General features: G+C 49.0%; 13 protein-coding genes and 1 pseudogene. 1 reads left to right on the top strand and 13 read right to left on the bottom strand.

Annotated features, from left to right (window positions below; all coding sequences use genetic code 11):
• From AQR02_RS05410 to AQR02_RS05365, 11 genes and pseudogenes are all read right to left on the bottom strand, one after another.
• On the bottom strand, positions 1–1,290 hold a 1,290-nt coding region (locus AQR02_RS05410), incomplete at its 3' end, for a sensor histidine kinase (RefSeq protein ID WP_054939697.1).
• Position 1,291: 1 nt separating this feature from the next.
• A complete protein-coding gene (locus tag AQR02_RS05405) occupies positions 1,292–1,981 on the bottom strand; it encodes a response regulator transcription factor (RefSeq protein ID WP_054939696.1) in 690 nt (229 codons plus the stop codon).
• Positions 1,982–2,103: 122 nt separating this feature from the next.
• Positions 2,104–3,774 (bottom strand): S1C family serine protease, encoded by a 1,671-nt coding sequence (locus AQR02_RS05400; RefSeq protein WP_054939695.1) that lies wholly within the window; start codon positions 3,772–3,774, stop codon positions 2,104–2,106.
• 307 nt (positions 3,775–4,081) lie between these two features.
• On the bottom strand, positions 4,082–4,738 hold the full coding sequence (locus AQR02_RS05395; protein ID WP_054939694.1) for a response regulator: 657 nt from the start codon (positions 4,736–4,738) through the stop codon (positions 4,082–4,084).
• Positions 4,739–4,741: 3 nt separating this feature from the next.
• On the bottom strand, positions 4,742–5,779 hold the full coding sequence (locus AQR02_RS05390) for a HAMP domain-containing sensor histidine kinase (protein WP_054939693.1): 1,038 nt from the start codon (positions 5,777–5,779) through the stop codon (positions 4,742–4,744).
• 3 nt (positions 5,780–5,782) lie between these two features.
• A complete protein-coding gene (gene liaF, locus AQR02_RS05385) occupies positions 5,783–6,868 on the bottom strand; it encodes a cell wall-active antibiotics response protein LiaF (RefSeq protein ID WP_054939692.1) in 1,086 nt (361 codons plus the stop codon).
• A gap of 393 nt (positions 6,869–7,261) precedes the next feature.
• Positions 7,262–7,462, bottom strand: coding sequence for a hypothetical protein (locus AQR02_RS05380; protein WP_054939691.1), 201 nt, complete (start codon positions 7,460–7,462; stop codon positions 7,262–7,264).
• Positions 7,463–7,595: 133 nt separating this feature from the next.
• Positions 7,596–8,045, bottom strand: a pseudogene (locus AQR02_RS35465) (3D domain-containing protein); the annotation flags it as partial.
• A gap of 474 nt (positions 8,046–8,519) precedes the next feature.
• Positions 8,520–10,457 (bottom strand): threonine--tRNA ligase, encoded by a 1,938-nt coding sequence (gene thrS, locus AQR02_RS05370; protein WP_054939690.1) that lies wholly within the window; start codon positions 10,455–10,457, stop codon positions 8,520–8,522.
• Between the two features lie 499 nt (positions 10,458–10,956).
• The gene (locus tag AQR02_RS31055) at positions 10,957–11,130 is read right to left on the bottom strand and encodes a type II toxin-antitoxin system antitoxin (protein ID WP_039303331.1); all 174 of its coding nucleotides are present in this window, start codon (positions 11,128–11,130) and stop codon (positions 10,957–10,959) included.
• 13 nt (positions 11,131–11,143) lie between these two features.
• A complete protein-coding gene (locus AQR02_RS05365) occupies positions 11,144–11,986 on the bottom strand; it encodes an SPFH domain-containing protein (RefSeq protein ID WP_054939689.1) in 843 nt (280 codons plus the stop codon).
• 190 nt (positions 11,987–12,176) lie between these two features.
• Between AQR02_RS05365 and AQR02_RS05360 the strand changes: the two genes are divergently transcribed.
• Complete coding sequence (locus AQR02_RS05360; protein WP_054939688.1) at positions 12,177–12,359, top strand: hypothetical protein; 183 nt, start codon at positions 12,177–12,179, stop codon at positions 12,357–12,359.
• 154 nt (positions 12,360–12,513) lie between these two features.
• Here AQR02_RS05360 and AQR02_RS05355 read toward each other — a convergent pair whose 3' ends face one another.
• Positions 12,514–16,815, bottom strand: a complete 4,302-nt coding sequence (locus tag AQR02_RS05355) for a bifunctional 2',3'-cyclic-nucleotide 2'-phosphodiesterase/3'-nucleotidase (RefSeq protein ID WP_054939687.1) — start codon at positions 16,813–16,815, stop codon at positions 12,514–12,516.
• A 500-nt stretch (positions 16,816–17,315) separates the two neighbouring features.
• The gene (mqnC, locus tag AQR02_RS05350) at positions 17,316–18,452 is read right to left on the bottom strand and encodes a cyclic dehypoxanthinyl futalosine synthase (protein WP_054939686.1); all 1,137 of its coding nucleotides are present in this window, start codon (positions 18,450–18,452) and stop codon (positions 17,316–17,318) included.
• Positions 18,453–18,585 lie beyond the last annotated feature (133 nt).

Genomic DNA, 18,585 nt, shown 5'->3' with positions numbered 1-18,585 from the left:
CGCCCGGTAGAAGCGGTCAAAGATATGAGGCACCTCATCCTTGTCCATCCCGATTCCGGTATCCTTAATGCGTATTCCCACCTGGTTCTGATAAAATACTGCATCCATTGTAACTTCACCGGACGGCGTATATTTAAAGGCATTATCGATGAAAATGAACAGCATCTGCTGCAGATAATCCTTATTTCCCACAATATATTTGCCGTTCATATGGCTCAGATCGCCAGTGGACCACTCGGACTGGCGCGGCAGGAACGAAGCCCTGCGGGCCACTTCAGTCATCAGCGGCTCCAGCGCCACCGGCTCCTTGTCAAAGGTGCGCCCGGTATCGGCACGCGCCAGGGAGAGCATGTCGGCCACGAGACGGCTCATGCGTTTTGACTCATCGGCGATATCCTTCACAGATTCGATGGACAGCTGGCGGATTTCCGCCTCGCTCATTCTGCTCTGTTCCGGCTCCATCTCCCAAATTTTTTGCAGCAGGTCGATATTGCCGCGGATCGTGGTAAGCGGGGTGCGCAGCTCATGTGAAGCATCGGACACAAACCGGCGCTGGGTAGCATATGAATCTTCCAGCTCTTTATAGAACCCTTCCATCCGCCCAAGCATGCTGTTGACCGTCTCAATCAGCCGTCCAATTTCATCCGGCGGACCGTCATAGACAATCCGGGAGCTCAGGTCCGTGCCGGTCTGTATCCCGTTAGCCGCCTCAATGACCTTGCCGATCGGGCTCATCGACTTCCGGGCCAGGAACAGGCCAAATGTAAACGCTGCTATCAGTGTCGCAAATGAACCGACCAGCAGAATGTTCTTTAGCCTTGCCAGCAGTGTCACCTGCTCCCCGGTATAGACCGCCACCTGAAGCACAGCCGAATGGGTTTCGTTTGTGCTGACTACTTCAATAGCCTTCTGGTAGATCAGAAACGGATTGCCGCCGTAAGTTGCCTGTAAGAATCCTTGCTGTTTGGAGACAGCATCCTTTGCAGGGACCTTGAACTCCAGATTGATCTCCGCCATGTTCTGGCTGGGAATCAGTTTTTCCAGATCATAAATGTACATTTGGGCAAACAGGCTTTGTCCGGCGGGACCGCCGAGGATTTGTTTCAAAGTACCGTCGTTATAGTCTATGCCTACCTTAAGATCTACTTGCTGCGCCTGCTTCATCAGCCGTTCCTTCAAATCCCCATACGTATTAATATAGACAAAACCGTAAATTGCGGCTGATAAGGCCAGCAGCATAACGGCCAAGATCCCTGAATACCAAGCTGTCAGCCGCAATTTAATAGACATGTTAATTGTCACCTCTTAGAATGTAACCGGCTCCCCGGATCGTCTGAATCAACCGTTTGCCGCCATGCTCCTCCGTCTTCTGACGCAGCATGGCGATGTATACCTCAAGCACATTGGATTCTCCGCTGTAGTCATAACCCCATATTTTGTCCATAATCAGATCACGGGATAATACACGCTTCGGATTCTGCATGAACAGATGCAGCAGCTCAAATTCCTTCGCCGTCAGCTCCAGCCGTTTGCCGGCACGGGTGACTTCACGGGAATCCACATCCAGTGTGATGTCCTCATAGGATACCGACTGGTCCGGATTTCCGCCTTGCTCACTCTTGCGGCGCAGCAGCGCCCGGACACGGGCCAGCAGTTCTTCCAATGCGAATGGCTTCACCAGATAATCGTCCGCTCCCAGGTCAAGTCCCTTTACACGATGTTCAATTTCGTCCTTGGCCGTCAGCATCAGCACAGGCACACTGCTCCCGCCCTCGCGCAGACGCCGGCACACTTCAAAGCCGTCCACCTGAGGCATCATGACATCAAGAACAACCACATCCGGATCGCTGGTCAAGACGGCACGCAATCCGTCAGCGCCGTTAGAGGCCGTTTTCACGTCATAGCCTTCAAAGGCCAAGCCACGCCGCAGCATGGAAATTATCTTCTCATCGTCATCAATAATTAAAATATTCGGTCGCATCAAGCAGCCCCCATTGTCCAAATCATTTAAATCTATTGTAGCATGAATGTAAGGTTTTACGTCTAGCAGCAGCACAAACGGAAGGGTCTCCCCTTCCGTTTATGCTTTACCGTCCGGTGTGTTTATTTCCCCTGGGAATTCGTTTGGGTGGTGTCAAAATCGTTTTTATTCCCTATTGTAACCGGAAGCTCCAGTGTTTTGCCGTCACGTACCACATTCAGCGTTACTTTATCGCCGACTTTAAGGGACTGAATGTAAGTAATCAGATCCTGGCTGGTAGCGTATTTGGTACCATTTACACCTGTAATAATATCGTAAGGGCGCAGGTCTGCAGTATAAGCCGGCGACTTGAAGACAATCTCAGCAACAACGGATCCCTCATTAATGTCAGTACCCATTTGTTTGGCAACTTCATCCGTAATGGTCATCAGCGATGCGCCAATAAACGGAACCGGTTCCTTCGGAATTTCCTGGTTGGCTTCCAGCTTGTCGACAACCTCTTTAATGGTATTGACGGCAATCGCAAACCCGATACCCTGCGATTCCGTGCTGACTGCCACGTTCATCCCGATAACCTGACCGTTCAGGTTAAGCAGCGGTCCGCCGGAGTTCCCCGGATTGATCGAAGCATCAGTCTGCAGCAGATTCTTGTAATTGCGTGTGCCGCTTCCGTCTTCTTCATTAATATCGATACTGCGGTCCTTCGCACTCAGCACACCGGCTGTAACGGTATGATCGAAGCCCTGCGGATTACCAATTGCTACAACCTCAGAGCCAACCTTGATGCTGTCAGAATCACCAAGCGCTACTGTAGGGAAATCCGCACCTTCAATCTTCAGCACTGCGAGGTCCAAATCTTTGCTTGCGCCAAGCAACTTCGCTCCATATGGCTTTGTAGTGCCGTCTACAGTGACCTGAATGACATCAGCATTTTCGACTACGTGCTGGTTCGTTAAAATATAGCCGGAGGATTCATAGATGAAGCCTGTACCGATTCCATATGGAGTAAGCTGTGTAGAATCAGAATTGGAACCTGATTCCGACTGTGAATTCTCATCAGTGCCGGAAGAGTTGCTGCCTCCAAACTGGTCACCGAAAAAGAATTGTGAGAATGGATCACTCATATTCGGATTGGTGGAGCTTCTTCTGGAATTAGTATTTACTAGCGTTTCAATTTTAACGACAGCAGGCCCTACCGAATCTACTACGCTTGAGACATCCGTTGATCCTGTAAACAGGTTCGTAGTGGAGGTTGAAGGTGTAACATTGGCACTGCCGATTGCTGTTTTCGCTGTTGTGTTTGCTATTGCTGCCGTTGTCACCTGATCCCCTGTGAACCAGTTGCCCCGGTCTGCCATGAACATCGAACCGGACAATACGACCATCCCGGCCAGGAACGAGATCAGCACCGCTTTTACGGGCTTTTTGGGCTTACGGTTATATTGCCAGCCGTTGCTTCCTTCTGAACCGTTACCGCCTCGTCCGCCATTTCCGTCATTACCGGTAGTACGCAGCGAAGTGCTGTAAGGAAGCTGTTTGACCGGTTGCGGAGGCGTAACCTCAACTCGCTCAGGCTCAAGCCGGCTATAGTGCTGCCCGTTCTCCGGATTCACTTCATCATTGTTAATCGATTTAAAAGGTCCATAGGAATAATAGTAGGAAGAGCTTGACTCAGAAGACTGGTTATTATTGCTGCTGTTGTTAGTATCATTACTGCTGCTATTGGAGTTATCCCATTCCCGATCCGTGGTGGGTTCATGATCACGATTGAAGTTGTTTTTGTTATCGTCCATTGTTTACGTTCCTCCCGTGCCTTGTCTGTCTGACAAGGAGTAATGTTTTCTTCTTGATCTTATTTTGTACTTTAAACCTTAAGTTCACATTAAAAACAATTTAAGCAGAGATAAAAACTGGGGAGCCTGAGGGTCAGGCTAGCAAAGATCCGCGAATGATAGCGAAAAAAAAGCCCGAACGCTTAAAACGCGCCGGGCCAGAACAAGGACAAATTCAGATACGTAAAAAACTAAGACAGATTTATAATTTGAAAGTTTATGATAACCACTATCTCCCCGTAATGCATTTATTGCATTTTTGGTAAGCTTATCCTTGCTGCGCCCAGCCTTTGCGGTGGGCGTATATAGCCAGCTGTGTACGGTCGTCCAGTTCGCATTTCATCAACAGGTTGCTGACATGCGTCTTTACCGTTTTAATGCTTATATGCAGTTCCTCACCAATATCCTTATTGGTCTTGCCTTCGGCAATAAGGAGCAGAACTTCTTTCTCCCGTTCGGTTAAACCGGAGGAGTCACCCTGGACGGTACGCTGGCGGATACCGCGGGTCAATGCCTGGGAGACATCACCGGTCATTACCGGCATGCCGCGGTAAGCGCCCTGCAGCGCGTAGATCAGCTCTTCGGCGGAGACCGTTTTGAGCACATAGCTGACCGCTCCTGCTTCAATTGCATCCACAACAAGATCATCTTCCAGGAAGCTGGTGAGGATGACGATTTTAAGTCCAGGAAATTCAGCCAGCACGGCCCGTGTCGTCTCCGCTCCGTTCATGACCGGCATCATCAGATCCATCAGCACCAGATCCGGCAGGCCTTCCTGTCCCCATCCGCGCAGTATATTCAGCGCCTCCTCTCCATTCCCAGCTTCGCCAATGACCTCGAACTTCGGATCCAGCATCAGATAGGTTTTGAGCCCCATCCGCACCATGTCATGATCATCCACCAGCAACACTTTTATGACACTCATGTTCTATTCCTCCTGTTCCTGATTGCCTTGCACAAACTTAGGAATATGTACGCGGATCGTCGTTCCCGCTCCTTTGCGGCTGATAATCTCCACTTGTCCGCCCAGCTTTTCCGCACGCTCGCGCATCGTTGTCAGACCATAAGAGCCTTGCTTATGCTGCACATGCTCAAATCCCTGGCCGTCATCGCTGATGCTGAGCACCACCTGCCTGGATGCTTCACGCAGAGACAGACTGACCACCCGGGCTCCGGCATGCTTAACAATATTCGCCATGGACTCCTGGATAATCAGAAAAAGCTGATGCTCAATCGCCTCTGAAAGCTCCCCTTGCAGCTCCAGCTCCTTAACTCCCTTAAGCCCATTTTGCCGGCAGTAGTCCGGAAACCATTTCTCCAGTGCCTCAAACAGATTGCGGCCTTCCAGCTCTACCGGGCGCAGCTGGGCAATTAAAGCTCTCATCTGTTTCTGCGCCATTTGCGACATCGTTATGAGCTGGTTCATTACCGTCATCCCATGCTCTTCATTCCGTTCCAGCACTTTAGGCAGCGAAGAAGCGGACATATGGATCGCGAACAGCTGCTGGCTCACCGTGTCATGCAAATCACGGGCCATCCGCCTCCGCTCTTCCAGTACCGCGCTCTCCGCTGCCTTTTCCTTCTCAATTACCTCTTGCTCACCCAGCCGCTGCAAAATCTGCATCTTGTTCTCAACCGTATCCATCATGATATTGAACTCGTGGTACACCCGGGCAAAAGACTGGTCATCACTCTCTGGCATCCGAACGGAAAGATTGCCCTTGGCCACCTGCAGCATGTTCAGATCGAGATGGTCAATCCGGCGCTGAATCCGCTGTCCGGCCATGTAGCCGACCACGACGTTGAACAGCACAATGCCAATGCTCAGATACAGCCACATCCGGTAATCCACAACCTCGATGTAGTTAAGGCATGTCCCGGCATACACGAGCCCGGCAGCGACGCCTCCGCTGAGCAGGAAATAGAGCAGCAGCAGCCATTTGGTATTGCTGAAGATCGTCCCCATCCGTTAACCCACCGTTTTAACCTTTATATCACCGATAAATGCACTTACGTTAATCCGGACTTTTTTGCCTGCTTCCTTATAATATGGCGTCTTGCACTGTACGCTGCTCATGAAACCGCTGCGTGATTCCTCCAGCACCTGCATATCACCGATAAAGGAGCTGCTGTTCACCGAAACCCCAAGGTTCATATCATCCGGGATATAGACTTTAATGTCGCCGACAAAAGCGGAGATATTAATTTTGGTTTCGCCGTAAGGAATCTGCGCGTTCGTCAGGTCAAGCACAGTGTCCCCGATGAACTGCGAGATATTGGTATGCTTCAGTTGAAAATGCTCCTTGCCCATGTGCACATCACCGATAAACGCGGAACGGTTCGTTGTTTCCTTATGGTTACCTGCTTCATGAAATTCCTCATGCCATTCACCGTGTCTGCGGGCATGACGTTCCTGGCGCTCCTGCCGTCTGCGTTCATGCCGTTCCCGGTTATCCTGCCAGCGGGCTTCCGATGCCGACTGAAAATACCCCTTGTTTCTCTGATCCTGCTCATTCTCATCCGAATCTTCTTTATGCAGATATTGATCCCAATCGCGCTCACTGGCAGGTTTGCCGAATTTCTGTTCAAACTGCTCATCCAGTGTGGATTCCAGCGGCTTCGGAGGCTCGGCATCAGGAGTCCCGGGTCCGGGCGGATAAAAGTTAGGTGGCGCTGGCGGTGCAGGAGGTACAGGCGGTGTATGGTCACGCGGCTTAAAGATAACAAACAGCCCGCCGCCGATCAGCATCACCGGAATCAGCATTTTGAAAAAATCACCGGCCGATACATCAAACCACTCCAAATTGCGGCCCAGAAAATAAACTCCGAGCGCCATGTAGAAAAATCCCCAAAATGCGGACGAACCCTTTGAGCCGCGATCACCTGTTGAGAGAAAATTTTGTAACCCCATCCATATAAGAATAAGCGGCCAATAATCTGAAATCAGAGAACCTATACTGAAATCGGTATATCCCATCTGTCTCAGAAGAAACATCCCGCCGAGTCCTATCAGGATCAAGCCGCCGAGAATCTGGCTGGTGAACCTTCTTTTCATCTGTCATTTCTCCTTTAATTGTGATGTCAACGTTTATCTGTTACTTATAACCTTAGTCTACAGCATCAGCTGCGCTGCGAATAGCGGCGTGAGAAGTAAACTCGCCTCAGTCTCGGGACCGAGCTGTCTCCCGGACGAATGTAAGATAGAAATACCTGATCTACGTAAGCAGAAACGGATACCGTCCTATGTGGAAGGTATCCGTTTCTGCGAAAAATATATTGATTAAGTATAGCGTATAACCTATATATTCTGATATTTCAAAAAAAAAGACTGCTCCGCAGCTCAGAACATGAGCGTATAGCGGAACAGTCCAATTGTAGCATATCGGTGTAAGATTAAACATTCACAGCATTACTGCTGCGGTTTTTGCACTGGTTTGGAAAACATACCTTACTTCGTTGTGCCGTCATTTTCAACAGCAAACTCCGCATTGTATTTTTCATTGGGTGTTTTATAGTTCTCTTGTACCTTTTGCCCTGCTTTGGACAATGTACCTTGTTGCGTTGCGCCGTCATTCTCAACAGCAAACTCCGCATTGTATTTTTCATTCGGTGTTTTATAGTTCTCTTGTACCTTTGGTTTTTTAGCCACTGAATTTCACCTCCCTGTTTGTTCTCGGAAGAGGCACTTGCTTTGCCCCAGTCCGTATTATGGGAAGCTCAGGGCCGTATTATGCATCCCTAAGTGAAATAAATTTCAAGCTGTCAGCTTGGATATGTCTAGCCTAGATAATCTCTTCCAGCAGGTTTTGCGGAACTGTATTATAGGTTTGTATCGCTTTGCCTAGATTCTTCAGCATGCTCTCCGTACATTTCCCGTTCCCGCGTTTGATCAGCTGAACGACCACTGTTTTTTTGCCCCATTCCTTATACACCTGTTTGGTAGTGGCAAAATATAAGTCGATTTTCCGTCCCTTGATCGCTGAACCGGTATCCGCCACCACAGCGTATCCGTAACCCGGGATATATAGGATACTGCCCAGCGGCAGAACCTTGGGATCAGCAGCTATAGTAGAGACTGCATTTTTATCCCGGCGTACTTTGACACCTGAGTAGGTAATGCCGTATTGCGGATGTTTGGCTGTTTTGCCGGTAGACTCATAGCCTGCCGTATATCCCGTTGCCGTAACCTTCAGCGAAGTGATGATCTGCTCCGGTGCCGGTGCAGCTACCGTAACAGATGCAGGCTGCTTGACCGTTGTATCCGTCTTCTTGCCGGAAGGTGCCGAAGTCGCTTTGGGTGCATTTGTTGCCGACGGTTGCTTGGCTCTTGAAGTGCCCCCGAGCTGGGAAGCTTCTGTAATAAGCGCCTCCTGTGAATGCTGTGTATATTGGAAATTACCTGGCTTCATTGTGCTGACGCTCAGCTGACCTGCAGTGTCTGCCACCCCGCTGGCCTCTACTGACTTGCTTCCATAATCCGGATAGATACCGGCCGCAGTCAATACAAGCACAATCGTGACAATCAGACACCAAAACCTCTGGCATAAGCCCATTTTGTTCATTTGATAAACCTCCCCCTACTAGCGAAGGTTTCCCGTTTCACAAAATTTTATACATGAAGCACACTTTTTCGGCTTCACGGGGCTGATGACAGAGGTATTTGTTAGATGACTATAAGCCGGATTACGGCAGAGCTCACGGCAAAATTAAATGACACGTCCGGAAATTTCCGCATTAAGCGAGCCGATAACTTCATCGAGCGGTTTCGCTCCGAGATCGCCTTCTCCGCGTTTGCGGATCGATACAGAGCCGGCATTCATCTCATTCTCGCCGACTACGAACATATATGGAAGCTTCTCCAGCTGGGCTTCACGGATCTTATAGCCCATCTTCTCATTGCGCAGATCGACCTCAGCCCGGATGCCGCTCTTCAGCAGCTTTGCTTCCACTTCCTTGGCATAATCATCAAAGGCTGACGATACCGGAATAATCTTAACCTGCTGCGGCGACAGCCATAGCGGCAGGGAACCGGCAAAGTTCTCGAGCAGGAAGGCCACGAAACGCTCCATTGTACCGAGAATTCCGCGGTGCAATACGACCGGACGGTGCTTGTTACCGTCATCGCCGACATATTCCAGTTCAAAGCGCTCAGGGAGCAGGAAGTCAATTTGTACAGTAGATAAAGTTTCTTCCTTACCCAGCGCTGTGCGGATTTGCACATCCAGCTTCGGTCCGTAGAAGGCCGCTTCACCTTCCGCTTCAAAGAACGGCAGACCTGCTTCCTCAGCTACCTCGCGCAGCATACGCTGTGCAGTTTCCCACATTTCGTCGTTCTGGAAATACTTCTCTGTATCCTGTGGATCACGGTAGGACAAGCGGAAGCGGTAATCATGAATACCAAAATCGCTGTATACCTGTTTAATCAGCTCCAGCACGCGTTTGAATTCACTCTTGATCTGATCCAGACGGCAGAAAATATGCGAGTCATTCAGCGTCATGGAGCGTACACGGTGCAGACCGGTCAACGCGCCGGACATTTCGTAGCGGTGCATAGTGCCCAGCTCAGCAATACGGATCGGCAGATCACGGTAGCTGTGCATCGAGCTCTTATAAATCATCATGTGATGCGGGCAGTTCATCGGACGAAGCACGAACTCCTCGGTGTCGATGACCATTTTAGGGAACATGTCCTCCTGGTAGTGCTCCCAGTGTCCGGAAGTCTTATACAGCTCTACGTTACCAAGCACAGGTGTATATACATGCTGGTAACCAAGGCTTGCTTCCAGATCTACAATATAGCGCTCAAGAATACTGCGCAGCTTCGCGCCTTTTGGCAGCCAGATCGGCAGACCTTGTCCAACCAGCTGGTTGAATGTGAAAATCTCCAGTTCTTTGCCCAGCTTGCGGTGGTCACGTTTTTTCGCTTCCTCCAGCAGGTGCAGATGCTCGTCCAGCTGCGCTTTTTTGATCCAGGCAGTACCGTATACACGCTGAAGCATTTTATTCTTGCTATCTCCGCGCCAGTAAGCCCCGGCCACATTCATCAGCTTGAACACTTTGATCTTCGAAGTCGAAGGTACATGCGGACCGCGGCAGAGGTCGAAGAACTCGCCTTGTTCGTAGATTGAGATCACGCTGTCTTCCGGCAGAGCCTCAATCAGTTCCAGCTTATACGGATCGCCCAGTTCACCAAAAATCTCAAGCGCTTCCTTACGGCTGACTTCTTTGCGCACAATCGGCAGATTCTCGTTAACGATGCGCTCCATTTCCTTCTCGATCTTCAACAGATCCTCTGGATTAAGCGGATGCTCCAGGTCCATATCATAATAGAAGCCGTCCTCAATAACCGGACCTACCCCCAGCTTAACTTCCTTCGCACCGAACAGGCGTCTAACCGCCTGAGCCATTAAGTGAGCTGTACTGTGGCGCATAACCTCAAGGCCTTCCGGCGAATCCAAGGTTACGATCTCCACCAGTGCGCCTTCCGCAAGCTTAGTCGATAAATCGACAACGACTCCATTGAGCTTGCCTGCGGCTGCATTCTTGCGAAGTCCGCTGCTGATCGAAGCGGCTACATCCTCAATGCTGCTGCCGTTCTCATATTCCCGGACCGATCCGTCCGGCAGTTTAATACTTACTGACATTGTTGTTCCTCCTAAGGGATTGTTAGCCATCACTAATTATTACCGGTGATGAAAATATCATTTGCTGAGCCCGCGAGGGCGGCGAATTCTGCGGAACGGAAGGATCCACGCATACAAAAAACACCCGTCCCGCAAAGGGACGAGTGATTGCACCCGTGGTTCCACCCAAATTCGATTCCAGAAACAGAATCCTTCGTCAGCATGGAATAACGGCCATGAACCGGCGGTTCTTACAGTCCCGGGCAGATAAACGTACCGGGAGTTCATAACCGCAGCTATAAAGGGGTAGATCGAATGCCGGATACCGGAGGAAATTGCAGCCTAGTTCCCTCTCTCTGAAGCGGTCCTGAATCAACGATCCATATCTTTGTCGAAGCTGTTAACGTGAATTATGGAGTAATTATAAATCTGTCGCCAGCTTCCGTCAAGCCTGCCGCTGGGCTATACACTAAATGCGGCAGCCAAGCGGTCTAGTGCAGATGAAGTTTCCTGCACTATTCTATTCCTCTTCCCGGCGTTTTTTCCCCGGTAAGCGGCCCGCGCGCTTCAAAGACTCACGCAGCAAGTATTCAATATGTCCGTTTACGCTGCGAAATTCCTCTCCCGCCCAGCGTTCCAGCGCTTCGTGCAGCTCAGGATCGATCCGCAGCGGAAAGCTTTTTTTGGCCGCCATAATGAACCGTCCTCTAGTACAACGAGCCGGCGTTGATGACCGGACTCGCTCCGCGCTCCGACACAATCGCCACCATCAGATTGTTGATCATTGCTGCTTTGCGTTCTTCGTCGAGCTCCACAACGCCGCTCTCTTTAAGCTGGCGGATAGCCATATCCACCATGCCGACTGCACCTTCTACTATAATCTGCCGTGCAGAGAGAATCGCAGAAGCCTGCTGGCGCTGCAGCATTGTGCTGGCAATTTCAGTTGAATACGCTAAATGGGTCAGACGTGCTTCAATCACTTCTACCCCGGACAAGGAGAGGCGTTCCTGCAGTTCCGTTGCCAGCTCTTTGGCAATTTCGTCAGCGTTGGCCCGCAGCGACATCCCGGACTCGTTAAAGTTGTCATACGGGTATTTGCTGGCTACATGACGCAGCGCCGTCTCACTCTGGATTTCCACAAAGGCCATGTATTTATCGACATCGAACAGCGCCTTAGCCGAGTTGATAACTTTGAAAACAATTACCGCTGCAATCTCAATCGGATTTCCTTCTACATCATTAACCTTAAGCTTAACACTGTTGAAGTTGCGAACCCGAAGGGATACTGTCTTGCGGATACTAAAAGGAATAACTGCCCATAAACCGCTGTGCACAATCGTTCCGACATATTGCCCGAAGAAGGTCACCACAACCGACTTGTTGGGCTGTACAACCGTTATGCTCGTGCACAATACCGAAGCAAGAACAAAAAGAATAACCGGCACCGTAATATACTCCTGAACTGCCCCGTAAACCCCGCCCCCGATACAAATGGCGATCAGCGCAATCACCCAGAAACCACTTACCGGACGCAATACTTTTTCTTTCATAACAGGCACCTCCATAAGATATGTATTTGATATAATTATGATATCGCTTTTGTATTTTAATGTAAATAGGTTCTGTGATATTTTATGCTCATCCCCACAAACATCACTGCATTTCCCCTGGCTCTCTTCTATACTACAAATCTAAGAAGTCATCTTTTCAAATAAAAAATAGTGAATAGGAAGTGTACACATGAGTGTAAAAGATCAGGTACTGGATATTCTCAAAGCTTCAGCAAATCCGCTCAGCGCAGGCGAAGTAGAAAAGCTCTCCGGACTGGAACGCAAAGCCATCGACAAAGCATTTACAGAGCTTAAGAAGGAAAATGCAATTGTTTCTCCGATCCGTTGCAAATGGGAAGCTGCTGTAAAATAAAATGGCTTACAGGTAAGAAATGTACAGGCCCGGCGTACTACGCACCGGGCTTTTTCGCATACGCAACAAACTGCATTTAATGAAGAAAATAAAAAAGGACGCTCCGCCAGCCATCCGCAGATGACTGACGAAACACCTTTTGTGAAATGAAAGATCAGGAAGCTTTGTTATCCAGCATACGATAAATAATTACTGCAGCTTGCGCACGATTCGCAATAGCTTTCGGTGCGAATTTACCGCCGTCTACACCATTGACAATTCCCATCTGAGTCAGCTGTGCAACAGCTTCCTGAGCATAAGGGGCAATGGAGGACTTGTCAGCAAATTGACCTAGAGCCGCAGAAGTATCAATCTTAGGCAATTGTCCTGCAAGAGCATTGACAATCATAATCGCCATTTCTTCGCGGGTAATTTGACGACCCGGTTCAAATTTTCCGTTTCCGGAGCCTTTAACAAGGCCTGCCTGGACAGCAGCAGCGATAGAGTCAGTATACCATGCTCCCTGCTTCACATCATTGAAGCTTGCTGATGCGCCGGAGTTGCTCAAGTTCAGGGCACGAACGAGCATAGTAACAAATTCCGCACGGGTTACGCTCTTCATTGGTGCGAAGTCGCCGTTCTCAAGACCCTTCACGATCCCTTTTGCAGCCAGGGAGGTGATGGCTTCCTGAGCCCATACTACCTTGCCCAGATCCTTGAACGGTACTGTCGATGGAGCCGGCTTCACTGTTGGTGCCGGTGTTGCCGAAGGTGCAGGGCCTGTTGTTGGTGCCGGTGTTGCAGTTGGTGTTCCTGTTCCGCCTGGAAGAGCTACAGGAGCCTTTACATTATTCGTAATGCGGCCTTCGATCTTAGCTGTAATAGCGCCGCCTTTGAATGTATCTACGATGTAATCATAGAATACATCCAGATCGATAGGACCCGCTACAGAATTGCTGGCTTTAGTCAATACACTGTAGTTGTCTCCACCGGCAGCCATGAAGTTGTTGACTACTGCGGTGTAGCTCTGCGTCATGCTGATTGGTGTGCCGTCAGCTTTGGTCAGGCTGGCAATCCGCTGGTCAACCGGCAGATACATATTAGCTGTATACTTCAGACCGGAAATCTGCAGGGTCTTCGTATCTGGTGTTCCGTCTGCCTTCACAGCCCATTGCTGCTGCAGCAGAGTTTTGATCTGTTCACCAGTAAGCGTCAGCTTCACCAGTGTATTGCCGAACGGCTGGATTTTAGCTAGGTCACCAAAAGCTACATTGCCTTTCGGAAGATCGGCACGGATGCCGCCCGGATTCATGAAGGCGAAATCAGCAGTAGCTACTCCGTCGCCGAAATCAGCCTGCCGCATAGCGTCAGCAATCAGGTTACCCAGTGCAGCCTCATTGTTGTAAGCATCGGTACGGGTGATTGTGCCGTCAGTAGTACCTACTGGCAGCGTCAGCTCCGGATGCAGAGCCAAGTACTTGTTCACCAGAGCTACAGTTTCAGGATCTGGTTTAACACCCTCCTGGACAGTAGTAGTTACTGTTGCAGACTTCGCTTTAACATCACCTGTGTTGTGGTCAATAATCAGCTTAATATCTTCAAATGCCGTACCGTAAGAGTAAGCCTGAACTACCAGCTTGCCGTTCACAGTATCGTTAGCATAACCGTGATTATCTCCGGCCACGATCACGTCAACCGGCGAGTTAGCCGGCAGGGCTTTGGCCAGATCAGCCGCTTCACCTGTTGTTACAAAGCCTGTTGTAGCATCGCCTTTAGTTGTAGCAGGATCATGGGCAAGCACAATGATCGTTTCTACACCTTTTTGCTGAAGCTCTTTTGCATATTTCTCAATCGCTGCCACTTCTTCAGTAGCAGACAGGAAGTTTACACCTACCAGGCCGGAAGGGGCTACCTTGCTAGGTGTCGCCTTCGTTACAACGCCGATAAATCCGATTTTCACGCCGCCTACTTCTTTAATGACGTAAGGATTGATGATCGGTTGTTTGTAAGTACTGTCTACCACATTGGCATTGATGTAATCAAAATCAGCACCAGCATGGATTACTTTACTGTTCTTAGGATCAACACCACCGAAAATTTGTGTTTTCAGTGCTGGAACGCCTTGGTCAAACTCATGGTTACCCAGTGTTCCGACATCAAATCCCATCATGTTCATCCATACATGTGTTGGCTCATCACGTTCAAGTGAGGACACTGGAGCGGATGCACCAACGGAATCCCCGTTGTGGAACAGCAGCGAGTTCGCATATTTAGCACGCGCTTCTTTGAGGTAAGTCGCGAGAATCGCAGCCGTACCTGCATTTTTGCCGCTCACAATCGAAGTTGTATCCAATTGACCGTGGAAGTCATTGATTCCCAGCAAGTGAACCTCAACATCCTGAGTTGGTTTCACCGGTGTTTCTTTCAGATTAAGGCTGTAAACCTCAAAGCCCTTAGCATCTTTAACACCAGTATCGGTCATATTACCCGGCAGTACAGCCGTTGCTTTAGGAGAAGAAGTGAAGGTAACATTCACATTCCCCTTGATTGGTGCAATCGACCAGTTGCCGTCTGCAGTCGGGTCAACCGTACCAGCTTCTCTGATGTAGTCCATCAGCACCTGGCGGTTTTCCATTTGGGAATCGATAATCATCGGCGAACCCTTAATGCCCGGGAAGTTACCGCCGCCGCTCGCGCGGTAGTTGTTAGTAACAACTACGAACGGCTGATTCAAATCAAGCGGCTGTCCACCGTAAGTTACGCTGGTTACCCGGCTGGAGGATGCATCGTTGATCGTACCGTCCGGTTTGTACTTCGCGTTCTTAGTTACGTCGATGGTGTATTGAACACCGTCAATTACGTCGAAGTTGTACACTGCAAAGGCGGAATTCAGCAAAGATTGCGGTGTAGAAATAGCCGGTTTAATCCGGTTAAACGCACCTGCGCTCATTTCGATCCACTCTTTTACCGTAGCGCCGCTAACAACGATGGCCTTCAGCGTATTGTCGTACAAGTACAAGTCACTTGCACTGGCGATAGTCAGATTTCCTTCATTAATCTCAGTGTATTCAGCCGGACCGTTGCGTCCAGCCTTAAACGGAGCACCCACACTAAGAATAGGATAATCCTTGTATTCAGACAATGCTGGATCTGAATTGATCAGATTCGAAACATAACGCTGCTGGGCGTAGGTTACGATCTGAACCGTAGGATCATCCTGTACCATAGCGAAGTAACTGTTCATCGGCGCAGTGGTTTTACCCAACGGCTGATTCACATAGGCTTTGGTTGCTTCATGGTCTGCAGAAGTCACGGCATCAATCGCCGGATCCGCTTTTGCACCAGCGATAGAAACTGTGGATGCCTTAGAGCTGTCTTTATCCACTTTCCATGCACTGCCGTTTTGAACAATCTTAAGGTCGATCAGACCCAGATACCCGCCGCCGTAACCGGCTTGTACTGCTGGAGTCCCGTTGATATGACCGTTAACATTGTCAATTTTGGCAACATCGTTATTATAAGGAGCCTTAGTCGCAGGATCTTTAAAGGAAGCATCCAGCGTGGTGTCATTTCCGGTCGGGAACACCTTATGTGTATGAGAGAAAGTAATAGCGTCGATGCCTGCTACTTTACTCAGCTGGTTGATGTCATTTTCGGCGTCTTCTCCTGTCGCCAATGCATCAAAGCCTGTATGAGCCATGGCGACGATAACATCAGCACCTTTAGCTTTCATCTCAGGAACAAACTTCTCGGCTGTTTCGCTGATATCCTCAACTTTCACTTTGCCATCGAGATGCGTTTTGTCCCACTCCATGATTTGCGGAGTCACCAGACCAAGCAGTCCAACCTTTACAGTATGCGTTTGACCGTCTGATCCCTTGACTACTTTATCGATGATCTCATAAGCCTTATACTTATTCGTTCCATCCATGTTATAGATATTAGCATTCACATAATCAAAATCTGCACCTGTATTAGCTTTGCTGCTGCCATTAATTGTACGATCCAAATACGTCAACCCGTAGTTAAACTCATGATTGCCGTACGTTGCTGCATCGTAGTCCATGACGTTCATAGCCGCTATAAGAGGATGAATCCGTTCATCGTTAGTCGTTAGATCTGACTTGATCGCCATATATGTTCCCAGCGGAGTTCCTTGAATCAAATCTCCGTTGTCGAGCAAAAGATTATTTCCGTTCTGTTCTCTGGCTGCTTTAACCAGTGTTGCCGTACGGTCAAGGCCTACCGTCAAGGATTCAGCATTCTTGTAATAATCCCAGCCGTATACATTGGTGTGCACATCCGTAGTGCTCATCAGACGCAGATCCACTGTCACCGGAGAGGCTTCTACCGCGGCAGCTTGTGCTGAATCTGCTCCCAGCACTGAACCTGCGAATACCCCTCCCAAAACTTGCGCGGTCAGAACCGTGGTTGCCAGTATAGAAGCTACCGGCTTGTTCCATCGTCTATCTCCCATAAGTGATTAATCCTCCCAGTTTTTTCTTTATAGTGACCGAGGAAGATTGTATCATATGAAAATATATGAATCTAGCGAAAATCATAAACTAAGATCAATAGTTGTGTAAAATATCACATTTTTAGCATTGAATTTAGTTATGACGCCTCATTAAAAAGTAAACATATGGAAAAAGGAGCATTCTTCCCATAATCCAAAAGGTAACTTTTATAACTCAATAGGTAATATAAAATTACACATCTATACAAATACAATGACACATAGAATTAATATAGTGCATTTTAGTAAAACTTCGATCAAAATTCACCTGTAACCTTCACGAAGTGTTAGATATCATGCGATAGCATGGATATTATTTCAGCAAAAAAAACATACAATGGAATTTAAGTATCCTACATCCAGTGTGTCGTCTTACGTCACAATTCGAAAAAAGGTGCATCATAAAAACCCCGCCAAACAGTGGATCACTGTTTGGCGGGGTCTATGCACATCTGTATATATTAGTTCTGCATTACAAAATCATTGTCGATCTTCATGTTTCCGTCCTCGAAGGTACGCAGAATGTCGTAGCGCGTGTTGCGCTGTGCCGGAATCTTGCCTGCTTCACGGATCAGCTGGGTGATCGATTCGATATTGACCTTGTAGGTGGCACCGGCGGATGAGACCACATTTTCTTCAATCATGGTGCTACCAAAATCATTACAGCCGTATTGGAGTGACAGCTTGCCGACCTCTGGTCCCATCGTTACCCAGGAGGACTGGAAGTTTTTGATGTTGTCCAGGACAAGGCGGCTGATGGCCACCGTCTTCAGGTATTCTTCCGGAGTCTGTCTGTCCAGCTTTAGATTGGTGTTATCCGGCTGGAAGGTCCAGGAGATAAACGCCAGAAAGCCCTCGGAATCATATTTATTCGCGATGCACTCATCCTGGGCTTCGCGAACACGCAACAGATGCAGCGCACGCTCCTCCATGCTCTCGCCAAGACCGATAACCATGGTTGCCGTAGTATTCATGCCGATTTTGTGTGCAGTCTTCATGACATCCATCCAATCGCGCCAGGAGCCTTTGAGCCGGCTGATTTTGCGTCGGGTTCGGTCATCCAGAATCTCGGCTCCGCCGCCCGGAAGGGAGTCAAGGCCTGCAGCATGAATCTCGCGGACTACCTGCTCCAGCGGTAATCCTGATACCTCTACCATCTTCATTATCTCCGCAGGGGAGAAGGAATGCATCGTAATTTCCGGGAAACGCTGTTTAATGCCGCGGAGAATATCCGTATAATAGCTAAAAGGCAAATTCGGGTTCGTCCCGCCCTGCATGAGGATTTCGGTGCCGTTTACAGCAATCGTCTCGGCGATTTTTTGATAGATGGTTTCGTCGGGAAGCACATACCCTTCTTCCGAACCCGGTCTGCGGTAGAACGCGCAGAACCGGCAATATACATCGCATACGTTGGTATAGTTAATATTGCGTCCAATTACAAATGTAGCGATCGGATCGGGGTGCCAGCGTTTCATAATGACGTCTGCGGCAGCGCCCATTTTTTCAATTTCGTTGCTCTCGAACAACCGGATAGTGTCTTCCAGCCCGAGACGTTCGCCTTTCAGCGTCTTATCCAGAATAAGATCTATCGCACTCATCGTTCGCAGCCTCCTTTAAAGTCCATACAATATGGTTGATAAATTCTAGTTATTGATAGGAATCTTATAATTGCATTCGTTCTCCCATCGTAACATAAATCCCGGCGGCTTGAAAAATCTTTTGCCGCTGGCT

Origin of the sequence: Paenibacillus ihuae (genome assembly GCF_001368795.1) — a bacterium.
Taxonomy (GTDB): domain Bacteria; phylum Bacillota; class Bacilli; order Paenibacillales; family Paenibacillaceae; genus Paenibacillus_AQ; species Paenibacillus_AQ ihuae.
The sequence above is the reverse complement of the archived record's forward strand: the minus strand, read 5'-3'. Positions and strand labels throughout refer to the sequence as shown.

Excerpts from the sequence above, each read along its gene's own strand:
- AQR02_RS05395 (WP_054939694.1), bottom strand. The coding sequence starts at position 4,738 with ATGAGTGTCATAAAAGTGTTGCTGGTGGATGATCATGACATGGTGCGG.
- liaF (WP_054939692.1), bottom strand. The coding sequence starts at position 6,868 with ATGAAAAGAAGGTTCACCAGCCAGATTCTCGGCGGCTTGATCCTGATA.
- thrS (WP_054939690.1), bottom strand. The coding sequence starts at position 10,457 with ATGTCAGTAAGTATTAAACTGCCGGACGGATCGGTCCGGGAATATGAG.
- AQR02_RS05405 (WP_054939696.1), bottom strand. The coding sequence starts at position 1,981 with ATGCGACCGAATATTTTAATTATTGATGACGATGAGAAGATAATTTCC.
- AQR02_RS05355 (WP_054939687.1), bottom strand. The coding sequence starts at position 16,815 with ATGGGAGATAGACGATGGAACAAGCCGGTAGCTTCTATACTGGCAACC.
- AQR02_RS05360 (WP_054939688.1), top strand. The coding sequence starts at position 12,177 with ATGAGTGTAAAAGATCAGGTACTGGATATTCTCAAAGCTTCAGCAAAT.
- AQR02_RS05390 (WP_054939693.1), bottom strand. The coding sequence starts at position 5,779 with ATGGGGACGATCTTCAGCAATACCAAATGGCTGCTGCTGCTCTATTTC.
- AQR02_RS31055 (WP_039303331.1), bottom strand. The coding sequence starts at position 11,130 with ATGGCGGCCAAAAAAAGCTTTCCGCTGCGGATCGATCCTGAGCTGCAC.
- AQR02_RS05365 (WP_054939689.1), bottom strand. The coding sequence starts at position 11,986 with ATGAAAGAAAAAGTATTGCGTCCGGTAAGTGGTTTCTGGGTGATTGCG.
- mqnC (WP_054939686.1), bottom strand. The coding sequence starts at position 18,452 with ATGAGTGCGATAGATCTTATTCTGGATAAGACGCTGAAAGGCGAACGT.
- AQR02_RS05400 (WP_054939695.1), bottom strand. The coding sequence starts at position 3,774 with ATGGACGATAACAAAAACAACTTCAATCGTGATCATGAACCCACCACG.